The sequence below is a fragment of the Georgenia sp. Z1344 genome (assembly GCF_057652375.1).
Genome location: NZ_CM172728.1, coordinates 742,647 through 757,881, shown reverse-complemented (window position 1 = coordinate 757,881; position 15,235 = coordinate 742,647). Strand labels below are relative to the sequence as shown.

General features: G+C 66.7%; 8 protein-coding genes and 3 rRNA genes. 7 read left to right on the top strand and 4 right to left on the bottom strand.

Going from position 1 to position 15,235, the window contains the following annotated elements; translation table 11 throughout:
- Positions 1 to 112 precede the first annotated feature (112 nt).
- From AC24FB_RS03370 to AC24FB_RS03345, 6 genes are all read left to right on the top strand, one after another.
- A 16S ribosomal RNA gene (locus AC24FB_RS03370) occupies positions 113 to 1,633 on the top strand.
- Positions 1,634 to 2,067: 434 nt separating this feature from the next.
- Positions 2,068 to 5,167, top strand: a 23S ribosomal RNA gene (locus AC24FB_RS03365).
- A 172-nt stretch (positions 5,168 to 5,339) separates the two neighbouring features.
- Positions 5,340 to 5,456: ribosomal RNA gene (rrf, locus tag AC24FB_RS03360) — 5S ribosomal RNA — on the top strand.
- The 16S, 23S and 5S rRNA genes sit together here, the layout of an rRNA operon.
- Before the next feature lie 81 nt (positions 5,457 to 5,537).
- Positions 5,538 to 6,311 carry a fumarylacetoacetate hydrolase family protein gene (locus AC24FB_RS03355; protein WP_425715929.1) on the top strand — a complete coding sequence of 258 codons (774 nt, stop codon included), beginning with the start codon at positions 5,538 to 5,540 and terminating at the stop codon, positions 6,309 to 6,311.
- A 104-nt stretch (positions 6,312 to 6,415) separates the two neighbouring features.
- Positions 6,416 to 8,119, top strand: coding sequence for a dihydroxy-acid dehydratase (gene ilvD, locus AC24FB_RS03350; RefSeq protein WP_425715928.1), 1,704 nt, complete (start codon positions 6,416 to 6,418; stop codon positions 8,117 to 8,119).
- 211 nt (positions 8,120 to 8,330) lie between these two features.
- Complete coding sequence (locus AC24FB_RS03345) at positions 8,331 to 9,755, top strand: hypothetical protein (protein ID WP_425715927.1); 1,425 nt, start codon at positions 8,331 to 8,333, stop codon at positions 9,753 to 9,755.
- Positions 9,756 to 9,860: 105 nt separating this feature from the next.
- Here the strand turns inward: AC24FB_RS03345 and AC24FB_RS03340 are convergent, their stop codons facing one another.
- From AC24FB_RS03340 to AC24FB_RS03325, 4 genes are read right to left on the bottom strand one after another with little or no spacing between them, the layout of a single operon-like run.
- Positions 9,861 to 10,367, bottom strand: coding sequence for an SRPBCC domain-containing protein (locus AC24FB_RS03340; RefSeq protein ID WP_425715926.1), 507 nt, complete (start codon positions 10,365 to 10,367; stop codon positions 9,861 to 9,863).
- Positions 10,368 to 10,378: 11 nt separating this feature from the next.
- Positions 10,379 to 11,023 (bottom strand): dihydrofolate reductase family protein, encoded by a 645-nt coding sequence (locus AC24FB_RS03335; RefSeq protein WP_425715925.1) that lies wholly within the window; start codon positions 11,021 to 11,023, stop codon positions 10,379 to 10,381.
- Positions 11,020 to 11,334: an ArsR/SmtB family transcription factor gene (locus tag AC24FB_RS03330; protein ID WP_425715924.1), complete on the bottom strand. Its 315-nt coding sequence runs from the start codon at positions 11,332 to 11,334 to the stop codon at positions 11,020 to 11,022. The genes AC24FB_RS03335 and AC24FB_RS03330 overlap by 4 nt, the downstream gene beginning before the upstream one ends.
- Before the next feature lie 7 nt (positions 11,335 to 11,341).
- Positions 11,342 to 12,649, bottom strand: coding sequence for an ISL3 family transposase (locus AC24FB_RS03325; RefSeq protein ID WP_425713489.1), 1,308 nt, complete (start codon positions 12,647 to 12,649; stop codon positions 11,342 to 11,344).
- A 527-nt stretch (positions 12,650 to 13,176) separates the two neighbouring features.
- Between AC24FB_RS03325 and AC24FB_RS03320 the strand changes: the two genes are divergently transcribed.
- The gene (locus tag AC24FB_RS03320) at positions 13,177 to 15,225 is read left to right on the top strand and encodes an acetolactate synthase large subunit (protein WP_425715813.1); all 2,049 of its coding nucleotides are present in this window, start codon (positions 13,177 to 13,179) and stop codon (positions 15,223 to 15,225) included.
- Positions 15,226 to 15,235 lie beyond the last annotated feature (10 nt).

Genomic DNA, 15,235 nt, shown 5'->3' with positions numbered 1-15,235 from the left:
GGGTTGGTGGGGTTGGTTGGGATCGCCGGGCTCTCGTTGTGGGGGTTGGGTTGGTCTTCGTATGGATAGTCGCCCGTGTCCGGCCCTTAGTGGTTGGCGTGGGTGCGATACTTTTACGGAGAGTTTGATCCTGGCTCAGGACGAACGCTGGCGGCGTGCTTAACACATGCAAGTCGAACGGTGAAGCTCAGCTTGCTGGGTGGATCAGTGGCGAACGGGTGAGTAACACGTGAGCAACCTGCCCTTCACTTCGGGATAACCTCGGGAAATCGGGGCTAATACCGGATATGACTCCTGCTCGCATGGGTGGGGGTGGAAAGATTTATCGGTGAGGGATGGGCTCGCGGCCTATCAGCTTGTTGGTGGGGTAATGGCCTACCAAGGCGTCGACGGGTAGCCGGCCTGAGAGGGTGACCGGCCACACTGGGACTGAGACACGGCCCAGACTCCTACGGGAGGCAGCAGTGGGGAATATTGCACAATGGGCGAAAGCCTGATGCAGCGACGCCGCGTGAGGGATGACGGCCTTCGGGTTGTAAACCTCTTTCAGCAGGGAAGAAGCGAAAGTGACGGTACCTGCAGAAGAAGCGCCGGCTAACTACGTGCCAGCAGCCGCGGTAATACGTAGGGCGCAAGCGTTGTCCGGAATTATTGGGCGTAAAGAGCTCGTAGGCGGTTTGTCGCGTCTGCTGTGAAAACGCGGGGCTCAACCCCGCGCCTGCAGTGGGTACGGGCAGACTAGAGTGTGGTAGGGGAGACTGGAATTCCTGGTGTAGCGGTAAAATGCGCAGATATCAGGAGGAACACCGGTGGCGAAGGCGGGTCTCTGGGCCATTACTGACGCTGAGGAGCGAAAGCATGGGTAGCGAACAGGATTAGATACCCTGGTAGTCCATGCCGTAAACGTTGGGCACTAGGTGTGGGGCCTGTTTCCACGGGGTCCGCGCCGTAGCTAACGCACTAAGTGCCCCGCCTGGGGAGTACGGTCGCAAGGCTAAAACTCAAAGGAATTGACGGGGGCCCGCACAAGCGGCGGAGCATGCTGATTAATTCGATGCAACGCGAAGAACCTTACCAAGGCTTGACATATACCGGAAACATCTAGAGATAGGTGCCCCGTAAGGCTGGTATACAGGTGGTGCATGGTTGTCGTCAGCTCGTGTCGTGAGATGTTGGGTTAAGTCCCGCAACGAGCGCAACCCTTGTCCTGTGTTGCCAGCACGTAGTGGTGGGGACTCATGGGAGACTGCCGGGGTCAACTCGGAGGAAGGTGGGGATGACGTCAAATCATCATGCCCCTTATGTCTTGGGCTTCAAGCATGCTACAATGGCCGGTACAAAGGGCTGCGATACCGCGAGGTGGAGCGAATCCCAGAAAGCCGGTCTCAGTTCGGATTGGGGTCTGCAACTCGACCCCATGAAGTCGGAGTCGCTAGTAATCGCAGATCAGCAACGCTGCGGTGAATACGTTCCCGGGCCTTGTACACACCGCCCGTCACGTCACGAAAGTCGGTAACACCCGAAGCCGGTGGCCCAACCCTTGTGGAGGGAGCTGTCGAAGGTGGGACTGGCGATTGGGACGAAGTCGTAACAAGGTAGCCGTACCGGAAGGTGCGGCTGGATCACCTCCTTTCTAAGGAGCATCTGGCACCCACAAACCCCTGCATCGCGGGGCTCGTGTGCTTCGTGTCCGGCCCTGGGCCGGTGCGTGGCCTGAGAGCTGCCGCTGGGGGTTGTCTGGTTGGCCGAGTGTGCCGGCCGGGTCCGCCCAACGGTTGTTGGGGGTGTGGGTGGTGCTCATGGGTGGAACATCTTTGATGGTCACGCGCTGTTGGGTCCTGAGACCACTCACCCCGTAATTCGGGTCGCCTGCCCTTGTGGTGGGTTGATCTGTGGGGTTGGTTGTTTCTGGTGCTCTGCTCACCGAGCCACTGCCTGTTGAGGTGGTGGGGGTGTGGGTGTGGGTGGGTTGTTTGAGAACTGTACAGTGGACGCGAGCATCTTTGTATGTTTTGTTGAGTGTTGTGTTCCTTAACTAGCTGCCGCATGTGGGTTGTGTGGTGGTGGTTGGAAGTTTTTAAGAGCATTCGGTGGATGCCTTGGCACCAGGAGCCGATGAAGGACGTTGTAGCCTGCGATAAGCCGCGGGGAGCTGGCAAACGAGCTGTGATCCGTGGATGTCCGAATGGGGGAACCCGGCCACCGTCATGGGTGGTCACGCGCGCCTGAATGTATAGGGCGTGTGAGGGAACGCGGGGAAGTGAAACATCTCAGTACCCGCAGGAAGAGATATTCCGTGAGTAGTGGCGAGCGAAAGCGGATGAGGCTAAACCGTGCGTGCGTGATAGCCGGCAGGCGTTGTGCGTGCGGGGTTGTGGGGCATGTCCGTTCCTTCCTGCCGGAAGGAGCACTGTGCAGTGCTATGGGAGCTGAAAGGTCTGGGAAGGCCTGGCGTAGAGGGTGAGACCCCTGTAGGCGTACCGTGGCGTGTGTGGTGTGGGTGTGTTCCCGAGTAGCACCGGGCCCGTGAAATCCGGTGTGAATCTGGCAAGACCACTTGCTAAGCCTAAATACTACCTGGTGACCGATAGCGGACTAGTACCGTGAGGGAAAGGTGAAAAGTACCCCGGGAGGGGAGTGAAATAGTACCTGAAACCGGATGCTTACAATCCGTCGGAGCCTCCGTTGTTGGGGTGACGGCGTGCCTTTTGAAGAATGAGCCTGCGAGTTAGTGGCGTGTGGCGAGGTTAACCCGTGTGGGGAAGCCGTAGCGAAAGCGAGTCCGAACAGGGCGCATTAGTCGCGCGTTCTAGACCCGAAGCGAAGTGATCTACCCATGGGCAGGTTGAAGCACGTGTAAGAGCGTGTGGAGGACCGAACCCACTTAGGTTGAAAACTGAGGGGATGACCTGTGGGTAGGGGTGAAAGGCCAATCAAACTTCGTGATAGCTGGTTCTCCCCGAAATGCATTTAGGTGCAGCGTTGCGTGCTTCTTGCCGGAGGTAGAGCTACTGGATGGCCGATGGGCCCTACAAGGTTACTGACGTCAGCCAAACTCCGAATGCCGGTAAGTGTGAGCGTGGCAGTGAGACTGCGGGGGATAAGCTTCGTAGTCGAGAGGGAAACAGCCCAGATCATCGGCTAAGGCCCCTAAGCGTGTGCTAAGTGGGAAAGGATGTGGAGTTGCAGTGACAACCAGGAGGTTGGCTTAGAAGCAGCCATCCTTGAAAGAGTGCGTAATAGCTCACTGGTCAAGTGATTCCGCGCCGACAATGTAGCGGGGCTCAAGCACACCGCCGAAGCCGTGGCACCACAGCATGTCCCTAGCCTTGGTTCAGGGGTTGTGGTGGGTAGGGGAGCGTCGCGTGGGAGGTGAAGCTGCGGGGTGACCCAGTGGTGGATCCTACGCGAGTGAGAATGCAGGCATGAGTAGCGAATGACGGGTGAGAACCCCGTCCGCCGAATGACCAAGGGTTCCAGGGCCAGGTTAATCCGCCCTGGGTTAGTCGGGACCTAAGGCGAGGCCGACAGGCGTAGTCGATGGACAACGGGTTGATATTCCCGTGACCGGCGAAGGACCGCCCATACCGAGTCCGGTGATGCTAACCACCCAAACCACCGTCATTGCCCTTCGGGGCGAGATGGTGGGGCGCGTGGGACCCGATCCGGTAGTAGGTAAGCGTATTAACAGGGGTGACGCAGGAAGGTAGCCGCGCGATCCTAATGGCTTGGATCGTTCAAGGGTGCAGGGCGAGACACAGGTAAATCCGTGTCTCATATTGCCTCAGGCCGGATGATGACACCGTATGGTGGAAAGTGGTGATCCTCTGCTGCCAAGAAAAGCCTCGACGCGAGGGACTAGCCGCCCGTACCCTAAACCGACTCAGGTGGTCAGGTAGAGAATACTAAGGCGATCGAGATAATCATGGTTAAGGAACTCGGCAAAATGCCCCCGTAACTTCGGGAGAAGGGGGGCCCTATGGGTGATCACCACTTGCGGGTGTGAGCCTGGCGGGCCGCAGAGACCAGGGAGAAGCGACTGTTTACTAAAAACACAGGTCCGTGCGAAGTCGCAAGACGATGTATACGGACTGACGCCTGCCCGGTGCTGGAAGGTTAAGAGGACGGGTCAACCCTTTGGGGTGAAGCTCAGAATTTAAGCCCCAGTAAACGGCGGTGGTAACTATAACCATCCTAAGGTAGCGAAATTCCTTGTCGGGTAAGTTCCGACCTGCACGAATGGCGTAACGACTTCTCCGCTGTCTCGACCATGAACTCGGCGAAATTGCATTACGAGTAAAGATGCTCGTTACGCGCAGCAGGACGGAAAGACCCCGGGACCTTTACTATAGCTTGGTATTGGTGTTGGTTACGGCTTGTGTAGGATAGGTGGGAGACTGTGAAGCATGCACGCCAGTGTGTGTGGAGTCATCGTTGAAATACCACTCTGGTCGTTACTAGCGTCTAACCTCGGTCCGTGATCCGGATCAGGGACATTGCCTGGTGGGTAGTTTAACTGGGGCGGTTGCCTCCTAAAGAGTAACGGAGGCGCTCAAAGGTTCCCTCAGCCTGGTTGGCAATCAGGTGTTGAGTGCAAGTGCACAAGGGAGCTTGACTGCGAGACAGACATGTCGAGCAGGGACGAAAGTCGGAACTAGTGACCCGGCGGTGGCTTGTGGAAGCGCCGTCGCTCAACGGATAAAAGGTACCCCGGGGATAACAGGCTGATCTTGCCCAAGAGTCCATATCGACGGCATGGTTTGGCACCTCGATGTCGGCTCGTCGCATCCTGGGGCTGGAGTAGGTCCCAAGGGTTGGGCTGTTCGCCCATTAAAGCGGTACGCGAGCTGGGTTTAGAACGTCGTGAGACAGTTCGGTCCCTATCCGCTGCGCGCGCAGGAAACTTGAGAAGGGCTGTCCCTAGTACGAGAGGACCGGGACGGACGAACCTCTGGTGTGCCAGTTGTTCCGCCAGGAGCATGGCTGGTTGGCTACGTTCGGGAGGGATAACCGCTGAAAGCATCTAAGCGGGAAGCCTGCTTCAAGATGAGGTTTCCACCACCTTTGGTGGGAAGGCCCCCTATAGACCATGGGGTTGATAGGCCGGATGTGGAAGCGGCGAAAGTCGTGAAGCTGACCGGTACTAATTGGCCGACAACTTCCAACACCACACCCCACACGAACTGTGTGTGGTGGCTGTTGAGAACAATGAGCACAACACATCAACATTGCGCGTCCACTGTACGGTTCTGGAACCACCCACCCCCAGACCAGGCCACCCCGATCGGGGGAAGGCTGGTTTGTTGGGGTTGATAATTGGATGATTGGTTCCGCCAGGTTACGGCGGCAATAGCGAGGGGGAAACGCCCGGTCCCATTCCGAACCCGGAAGCTAAGCCCCTCAGCGCCGATGGTACTTCACGGGAGACCGTGCGGGAGAGTAGGACACCGCCGTACACACCATTACCGAAAGGCCCCCACCACACCGGTGGGGGCCTTTCGCGTACCCGGGTCATCTGCATCGACGGAGAGGACAGCATGCGCATCGTTCGATATGTCGACTCCGGTCGGCCGGCATGGGGAATAGTTGACGGTGAGACCGTGCGTGCCGCAACCGGTACCCCGTTCGTCGACCTGGAGGCGACCGGACGGTCGGTGGGAGATCTCGACGGCGTTCCTCTGCTCGCCCCGGTCCACCCCCGTGCCGTCGTCTGCGTCGGGCGCAACTACCGTGCGCACGCCGAGGAGCTCGGCAACGATGTGCCGACCGCGCCGCTCCTGTTCCTCAAGCCGCCTTCCACCGTGATCGGTCCGGGCGCCACGATCAATCTCCCGCCGGAATCCTCGCGGGTCGATCACGAGGCAGAGCTCGTCGTCGTGATGGGTTCCGATGCGTTTCAGGTATCGGCGACGGACGCTCTCTCCTACGTAGGTGGTTACACGTGCGGCAACGACGTCACCGCGCGCGACATCCAGAAGTCCGATCCGGGCGGCCAATGGACAAGAGGAAAGGGCTTTGACACGTTCTGCCCCGTCGGTCCGTGGATCGACACCGACCTGGATCCGTCCGACATCGAGGTCAGCTGCACCGTGTCGGGTGAGACGAGGCAGAGTGGCCGGACTCGCGACCTCATCTTCGACATCTCATTCCTCATCGAGTACGTCAGTCGATTCATGGGACTTGAACGCGGGGACATCCTCATGACGGGGACTCCCGCCGGAGTCGGCCCGCTTGTCGACGGCGACTCGGTGACGGTGTCGGTGGGCGGTCTCGGGTCGCTGACGAACCCCGTGAGGGCCGTGTCCGGATAGCTCGGCCCCCGGGACGGCGCCAGGTCCGTCCCTGGTACGTGAAGCGCACTCTGGCGACGGCGCCGGCCCGCGCCCTTGGTGTCCCGGGTCCTAGACTCGCGAGCATGAGCACCGACGCCACGCCCGACATCAAGCCACGCTCACGTCAGGTCACGGACGGCATCGAGGCCACCGCCGCGCGCGGCATGCTGCGCGCCGTCGGTCTCGGCGACGACGACTTCGCCAAGCCCCAGATCGGGGTGGCCAGCTCGTGGAACGAGATCACCCCCTGCAACCTGTCTCTCGACCGCCTCGCGAAGAAGGCGAAGGAGGGCGTCCACGCGAACGGGGGCTACCCCCTCGAGTTCGGCACGATCTCCGTGTCCGACGGCATCTCGATGGGCCACGAGGGCATGCACTACTCACTCGTCTCGCGCGACGTCATCGCCGACTCGGTCGAGACCGTGATGATGGCCGAACGCCTCGACGGCTCGGTCCTGCTCGCCGGCTGCGACAAGTCCGAGCCCGGCATGCTCATGGCCGCCGCGCGTCTCGACCTCGCCAGCGTGTACGTCTACGCCGGCTCGATCATGCCCGGCTACGCCCGCCTCTCCACCGGCGAGGAGCGCGAGGTGACGATCATCGACGCGTACGAGGCGGTCGGCGCCTGCGCGCGCGGCCTCATGTCCCGCGAGGACGTCACGGCCATCGAGAAGGCGATCTGCCCGGGCGAGGGTGCCTGCGGCGGTTTCTACACGGCCAACACCATGGCGTCGGTGGCCGAGGCCATGGGCATGTCCCTCCCGGGCTCGGCTGCGCCGCCCGCCGTCGACCGCCGCCGCGACACCTCTGCGTTCGCCGCGGGTGAGGCCGTCGTCGAGCTGCTCCGGCAGGGGATCACCGCGCGGGACATCATGACCAAGGAGGCGTTCGAGAACGCGATCGCCGTGGTCATGGCCTTCGGCGGCTCGACCAACGCCGTGCTCCACCTGCTCGCCATCGCGCACGAGGCCGACGTCGACCTCACCCTCGCCGACTTCGAGCGGATGAGCGCCAACGTCCCGCACCTCGGCGACGTCAAGCCGTTCGGGAAGTACGTCATGAACGACATCGACAAGGTCGGCGGCGTGCCCGTCGTCCTCAAGGCGCTCGACGAGGCCGGCATGCTCAACCGGGACTGCATGACGGTCACCGGGAAGACGATCGCCGAGAACCTCGAGGAGCTCTCGCCCCCGGACCCGGACGGCAAGATCATCCACTACATGAACGACCCGATCGCCAAGCGCGGCGGAATCACGATCCTCCACGGCTCGCTCGCCCCGGAGGGTGCGGTCGTCAAGTCCGCCGGCTTCGAGTCCGACGTCTTCGAGGGCACCGCGCGCGTGTTCGAGCGGGAGCGGCACGCGATGGACGCCCTCGCGGACGGCACGATCACGGACGGCGACGTCGTCGTCATCCGGTACGAGGGGCCCAAGGGCGGCCCCGGCATGCGCGAGATGCTCGCCATCACCGGCGCGATCAAGGGCGCCGGCCTCGGCAAGTCCGTCCTGCTCATGACCGACGGCCGGTTCTCCGGCGGGACCACGGGCCTGTGCGTCGGGCACGTCGCGCCCGAGGCCTCCGACGGCGGGCCGATCGCGTTCGTCGAGAACGGCGACCGGATCCGCCTCGACGTCGGCACCGGCACCCTCGACCTCCTGGTCGACGACGACGAGCTCGAGCGCCGCCGCGCCTCCTGGGAGCCCGTCGCCCCGCGCTTCACCACGGGTGTGCTCGGCAAGTACCAGAAGCTCGTCCAGTCCGCCTCGCGCGGCGCGATCCTCGAGTAGCCCGGGGCGGTGCGGGGGTGACGGCGGTGCAGGTTCGGGTGGCCCGGGCAGCGGTCGGTCCCGCCGGGCGGTCCCCGCTGGACGGTGCGGCGTCGTCGTCGGGGACTCTCGTGAGAACGCTGTCACCGCGGACTCACCCTCGCGGTCCGGCCGGGTGCCTAACCTCGAGCCAGAGCCGGGAGATGCCCGGCAGCCGTGAGGACGCAGAGCCATGACCGATTCCCCCGCACGCCCGACCCGTTCCGCGGCCGCCCGCATCGCTGCCCGGTATGCGCCGTCGGACGCCGGTACGCGACCCCTGCGCACCGTCGAGGAGGAGCCCGCGACCGCCCCCATCCCGGTGGCGGCGCGCCCCGTGGGCGCCACCTCGGCGACCGCCGACCCGGTGGCTGCCACGCCTGCCGCTCCCGTCGAGGACGAGGACCACGGGCACGAGAACCACGGGCACGACGACGAGCGGGCCGACCTCGTGCCGTTCCGCGATCGCGCCGTCACGCGCCCGGATGCGCGGGCGGAGGTCGTGCGGACCGACCGGTCGCAGGCGTCGGACGGCGTGCGTGACGCACGGTCGAAGGCGTCGCTGCCGGGCGTGTTCGCCGGGTCCCGGATGCTCCACCTGCTCGGGCTTCTCGCCGCGGGCCTCCTCTCGGCGGGCGCGCTCGTCCTCGTCGCCCCCGTCGTGACCGACCTGGCCGACGCCGGTTCGACGCGGGCGTTCGCGGGCACCGTCCTCGTCGGGCTCGGCGCGATCGCGCTCATCGGCGTGGCGCGCTGGCTCGACCACACGCTGTCCGACCGGGTCGCCCGCCGGTACGCGAACCAGCTCCTCACCGGGGTCGTCGAGAACCACGCGGAGCACCCGGCCGCGGTCTCGCGCCTCGGCGCCCACTCCGTGCGCGCGGTCCGCGACGCCAACGCGCACCTGCACGCGCGGCTCGTCCCGCTCGTCGTCCTGCTCGCCGGAGCCGCGGTGGCGCTGACGCTCGTCCACCGCAGCCTCGCCCTCGTGGCCGCGGCCCCGCTCATCATGCTCGGCGCGGCCGCTGCCGCCACCGCGGTCCCGGCCTCGCGCGCCGTCCGTGAGGAGCGTCGGGCGCGGCACGAGCTGACGACCTCGCTCGCCGAGGCGCTCGCGCCGCCGGCCGTGGACGACGAGGTGATGCGCGTCGACGCGCACGTCGTGCACGAGGGACGCGACCACGAGCCGGAGCCGGGGGAGGACGCCGTCGCGGACACCCTCGACCCCGTCGACGACGAGGCGCTGCAGGCGGCCCGTCCCCGGGCGGTCCGCGGGTCCGGCGCTGGTGCCGGGTCCGGTGCCGCCGAGCCGGACCGCGACGCACTTCCGGCCGACGTCCGCGCCGCGCTCGACGCGGTCGGTGCCTCCGAGTCCGCCTCGGCCGACGCGCTCGGGACGCTGCGCGGGGTGGGGATCGTGGTGGTCGGCTTCGGGCTCGCCGCCGTCGCCACCGCGGCGTTCGCCGCCGGGGTCCCCGCGGCCGAGATCGTCGGCGCGCTCGTGGTCACCGGCGTCGCCACCACGGCCGCCCTCGACGTGGTCGAGGGGGCGCGGTTCGTGCCGGCCGCCTCCGACGCGCGCCGCGCGGTCGCCCGCGCCCTCGGCCGCGGGGAGTGAGCGGAACCCGATCTGGGGGGTGAGCGCGGTTCCGCCTGGGGCGTGTGGATGTCTGCCTAGCGAGTGAGGGGGCGACGTGCACGTCAACAGCGTGCGCGGCTTCGTCTACTCGGTCGAGGACGGGACGCTCACCGAGGTGTCCTGACCCGGGGCGAGGAACGCGGCGAGGCGGTCGAGCAGCTCGTCGGTCCCGGTCTCGCGCTGCGCGCCGGTGTCGAACCCGTCGAGGTGGGCGCCGTGCTCGGTGTGCGTGAGGCGGGTCCCGTTCGCGGTCGGCTCCAGCTCGATGGTCGCCACCGAGGTGGAGATGTGCCGTCCGTCGATCCACATGTTGTAGGTGGTGACGATGCGGACGTGCTCGACGATGCTCGTGTACTCGGCCTCGTACCTCGAGTGCGGGCCGTCGTGGAAGGTCCCCTCCGCGACGTCCCGGCCGCCGACCCGGAAGTCGTGGCGCCACTCGCCGGTGCTCCAGTCGTCGCTGTCGCCGAACCACTGCCTCTTCTGCTCGCCGTCCGCGAACGCGGCCCACGTGCTCTCGACCGGGACCGGGTAGTCCCGCACGAGGGTGAAGCCGGCGTGGGCGATCGTGCGGCCTGTCGTCGTCGACATGGTGGTGCTCCTTATCGCGTGAAGGTGAGGTGGGTGGTGCCGCTGGGCGCGGCGACCGAGGCGACCCGGTGGTCGTTCTCCAGGCCGCGCAGGTCGTCCCAGATCCGGAACCCGCGGCCGAGGACGATCGGCACGACGGCGAGGTGCAGGTCGTCGACGAGGCCCGCGGTGAGGAAGTCGTGGACGGTGCGTGCGCCGCCGCCGACCCGCACGTCCTTGCCGCGGGCGTCGGCGGCCGCGACCTCGAGCGCCTCCTGCGGCGAGGCGTCGAGGAAGTGGAACGTGGTCCCGCCGTTCATCTCGATCGGGGCACGTGGGGTGTGCGTGAGGACATGGACCGGGCAGCCGAACGGGGGAGTGTCGCCCCACCAGCCCGTCCAGTCGGGGTCGTCGGGGTGGGCGTGCAGCCCGAACATGCCGGCGCCCATGATCTCGGCGCCGATCCCCTCGAAGTAGCGGGCGGCGAAGTCCTCGTCCACGCCCGTGGTGCCGGAGCCATCGGTGATCCCGAGGACCTTCCGGCGCATCGTCCGGGTGGCGACGTAGGCGGCGGTCAGTCGCTCCCAGTCCTCGCCGAACGGCTTCTCCGGCGTCTGGTCGGTGGTGGTGGCGAATCCGTCGAGGGAGATGTTGAGGTCGACTCGGACGCGAGTCATGGCGTGCTCCTGTCCTGGTGGGTGCGCACGAGGTGGATGCCGAGCCGGTCGGCCCGGTGCTCGGCGGGTGTGCGCTGCTCGCCGAGCCAGAGGTGGAGGACGTCGAGCCCGCCGGGGCGGAGGCTGACCGTGCGGACGCGGCCCTGCTTCTCCGTGGCGACGACGCCCGCGCTCTCGAGGATGCCGAGGTGCTGCATGAACGAGGGCAGCGACATGTCGAAGGGGGCGGCGAGCTCGGACACGACGGCGGGCGAGCTCGCAAGGCGCTCGACGACGGCGCGTCTGGTCGGGTCGGCGAGCGCGCGGATCACCGGCTCTTCACATTCGAGGGTGTAGTTGGGGTCGGAATCCGCCCGTCTCGAGTAGTGATCGGGCGATGTAATTGGTCAGGTTGCGGAAGCCGAGGGCCGAGCCGCGCAGGTGCTCGAGCCTGCCGTTCATGGCCTCGGTGGGGCCGTTGGACGTGCCGGGCCGGTCGAAGTAGGCGAGCACGTCGGCGGCGCGGCGCTTCAGGGTCCTGCCCAGCTTGCGCAGCTCGGTCAGGGCGGCTGGCACGGTGGAGCTGACGGAGGCGATGAGCTGGGCCATGAGCTGGCGACCATGTGCGCGGTCGGGGACGCGGTAGGCGGCGATCATGCGCTGGTAGACGGCCCAGGCGGCCTCGACCGCTACGTGGGTGTCGCCGTCGAACAGGCCCTCCAGGCGCTGGGACTGCTTCTCGGTGAGCAGGTCGGCGCCGGTGTGCAGGGTCCGGCGGGCGGCGTAGAGCGGATCGCCCTTGCGGCCCCGGTGCCCGCAGGTGTCCTGCTGGACACGGCGCCGGCAGTCATCGAGCGCGTCGCCAGCGAGGCGGACCACGTGAAAAGGATCCATGATGGCGACCGCGTCGGGCAGCTCTTCGGCGGCGGCGGTCTTGAACCCGGTGAAGCCGTCCATCGCGACGATCTCGACCCCGTCGCGCCAGTCCTGCGGCCGGCCCGCGAGCCACTGCTTGAAGGCGTGTTTCGAGCGGCCCTCGACCATGTCCAGCAGCCGGGACGGGCCGGTCCCCTCGCGAACAGCGGTGAGGTCGATGATCACGGTCACGAACCTGTCGCCGCGGCGGGTGTGGCGCCAGACATGCTCGTCGACACCGATGGCGCTGACGCCGTCGAACCGGGTCGGATCATCGATGAGGACGCGGCGTCCTTCGGTCAGGACCGCGGCGTTGGCGGTGTTCCACGAGACCCCCAGCCCCTCGGCGACACGAGCGACACTCAAGTGCTGGCACACGATCCCTTCCAGCGCCCACCGCAACCCGCGGCGGGAGAGCCGAGCGCGCGGCTCGGCCGCGGCGGTCGTGTCCTGACGCCACACGTGCCCGCAGCCCGTGCACCGGTACCGACGCACCCTCACCTCCAGCGTCGTGGGACGCCACCCCAAAGGCTCGTGAGCGAGCTCGCGCGTGACGGTGTCCCGCGCGACGCCCTCGCACCCGCACCGCCGGCACCAGCTGTCCGGTTCGACGACCCTGCAGGCCAGGACCGCCCGACCAGGCTCGATGCGCTGGCCGACGACCTCCAAGCCGAGCTCGTCCAGACGAGCGAACGTGGTCAGATCAGGGCGGGCGAAGGTAGCGTCAGGCACGTCGAGGTCTTCCCGGTGGGTGGCGTGAGAACCCCCATCATCGGAAGACCTCGACCCCTATCTGGACGCTGACACGCCGGCACCTCGCTCACCACCGCGCCAGGCCGTCTACACCCTCAATCCGGAAGAGCCGGATCACCGCGTCGAGCTCCGCCAGATACTTCGGCATATACCTAAGTGTTGGGGGTGGACGTGAGGGAGTCAAGGGGTGACGGGCGCTCCCAACCGCAATCTCGACGACGACGAACCGCAATCTCGGCGAATGAATTGTCTCGCAGAGTGGGAACGTGAACCACGATGCGAGACGGGTGGCTTCCCCTTCGCGCGCGGGCGTACAGTGCATGCATGCCTCGGATCAGCATTCTCGTAGTCGGCCGCGCGGCCGACCCTCGTTGAGAGCTGGTCCGGCCGCGCCCCTCGACACCCATCGGGTCGAGGGGCTTTTGCATGTCCAGCACCACCCCGATGACCCGGACCCGGGTCGCGGACGAACCGGCCCCGCGGGCCGGACAGGCGAAGGAGGGACCATGACGAGCACGTCGCACAGCGCGCCGGGCCGTACCGCGCCCGACGACGAGGCCGCACGCCCCGTCGTCGACGCTGCCAGGACCGGGACCGACGACGCCGTACTCGCGGGCGACTCCGGTTCCAACGGCGCAGCCCCGGCCCGCCGCGGCCCCACGCCCGGCATCGACCCGGTCGAGGCCGACATCCTCGCCACGGCCGCCGTCGCGGAGCGCACGCTCGCGCACGGCGGGACGGGCGGCACGGGAGTCGTCCTGCGGGGCGGTCGCATCGAGGCCGTCGCGGAGGAGGCCCAGATCGTCGAGCCGTCCACGGGTGCCCGCAACATCGTCCGTGCGCTCGAGGAGCTCGGCGTCGACACGATCTTCGGGATCCCGGGCGGCGCGATCCTGCCGACCTACGACCCGCTGTTCCAGTCGGACAAGGTCCGCCACATCCTCGTCCGCCACGAGCAGGGCGCCGGCCACGCGGCCGTCGGCTACGCGGCCGCCACCGGCAAGACCGGCGTGTGCATCGCGACGTCGGGCCCGGGCGCCACGAACCTCATCACCGCCATCGCCGACGCGAACATGGACTCCGTCCCGATCGTCGCGATCACCGGCCAGGTGGGCGCGGCGGCGATCGGCACGGACGCCTTCCAGGAGGCGGACATCGTCGGCGCCACCATGCCGCTGACCAAGCACTCCTTCCTCGTCACCGACCCGGACGAGATCCCCGCGCGCATCGCCGAGGCGTTCCACCTCGCGGCGACCGGCCGGCCGGGCCCCGTGCTCGTCGACGTCGCGAAGTCCGCCCAGCAGGCGGAGTCGGACTTCGTGTGGCCGCCGGCGATGGACCTGCCCGGCTACAAGCCGACCGTCAAGCCGCACGGCCGTCAGGTCAAGGAGGCGGCCCGCCTCATCGCGTCGGCGTCGCGCCCCGTCCTCTACGTGGGCGGCGGCGTCATTCGCTCGCAGTCCACCGACGCGCTCGCCGAGCTCGTCGAGGTCTCGAACGCGGCCGTCGTCACCACGCTCATGGCGCGCGGCGCGTTTCCGGACTCGCACCCGAACAACGTCGGGATGCCCGGCATGCACGGGACCGTCGCTGCGGTGGCCGCGCTGCAGAAGGCGGACCTCGTCGTCGCGCTCGGCGCCCGGTTCGACGACCGCGTGACCGGCCGGCTCGACAGCTTCGCGCCGCTCGCCAAGGTCATCCATGCGGACGTCGACCCGGCGGAGATCTCGAAGAACCGTCACGCGGACGTGCCCATCGTCGGCGACCTGTCGGAGACGATCCCGGCGCTCGCGTCGGCGCTGCGAGACGCGCAGGCCCAGCACGGCGAGCCCGAGCTCGACGCGTGGTGGGCGCAGCTGAGCGACCTGCGCAGCCGCTACCCGCTGGGCTGGGCCCCGACGAACGACGGCCAGCTCGCGCCGCAGCACGTCATCTCGCGCCTCGGCGAGCTCGCCGGCCCGGACGCCGTGTACGCGGCGGGCGTGGGCCAGCACCAGATGTGGGCGGCGCAGTTCATCAGCTACGAGAAGCCGCGCACCTTCCTCAACTCCGGCGGCCTGGGCACGATGGGCTACGCGATCCCGGCCGCGATGGGCGCGAAGGCCGCGCTGCCGGACACGCCCGTCTGGGCGATCGACGGCGACGGCTGCTTCCAGATGACCAACCAGGAGCTCGCCACCTGCGTGCTCGACCAGATCCCGATCAAGGTCGCGATCATCAACAACTCCTCGCTCGGCATGGTCCGCCAGTGGCAGACCCTGTTCTACGAGAGCCGGTACTCGAGCACCGACCTGCACACCGGGCACGACACGGTGCACATCCCGGACTTCGTCAAGCTCGCCGACGCCTACGGCTGCGTGGCGATCCGCGTGACCAAGGTCGAGGAGATCGACGCCGCGATCGAGAAGGCCATGTCGATCAACGACCGCCCGGTCGTCATCGACTTCGTCGTCAGCAGGGACGCCATGGTGTGGCCGATGGTGGCCTCGGGCGTCTCCAACGACGAGATCCAGTACGCGCGCGGGCTCACGCCCGACTTCGAGCACGAGGACTGAGGGGAAGGAC

What these genes read in the sequence shown, in the direction of transcription:
- AC24FB_RS03355 (WP_425715929.1), top strand. Translation starts at nt 5,538, where the DNA reads ATGCGCATCGTTCGATATGTCGACTCCGGTCGGCCGGCATGGGGAATA.
- ilvD (WP_425715928.1), top strand. Translation starts at nt 6,416, where the DNA reads ATGAGCACCGACGCCACGCCCGACATCAAGCCACGCTCACGTCAGGTC.
- AC24FB_RS03345 (WP_425715927.1), top strand. Translation starts at nt 8,331, where the DNA reads ATGACCGATTCCCCCGCACGCCCGACCCGTTCCGCGGCCGCCCGCATC.
- AC24FB_RS03340 (WP_425715926.1), bottom strand. Translation starts at nt 10,367, where the DNA reads ATGTCGACGACGACAGGCCGCACGATCGCCCACGCCGGCTTCACCCTC.
- AC24FB_RS03335 (WP_425715925.1), bottom strand. Translation starts at nt 11,023, where the DNA reads ATGACTCGCGTCCGAGTCGACCTCAACATCTCCCTCGACGGATTCGCC.
- AC24FB_RS03320 (WP_425715813.1), top strand. Translation starts at nt 13,177, where the DNA reads ATGACGAGCACGTCGCACAGCGCGCCGGGCCGTACCGCGCCCGACGAC.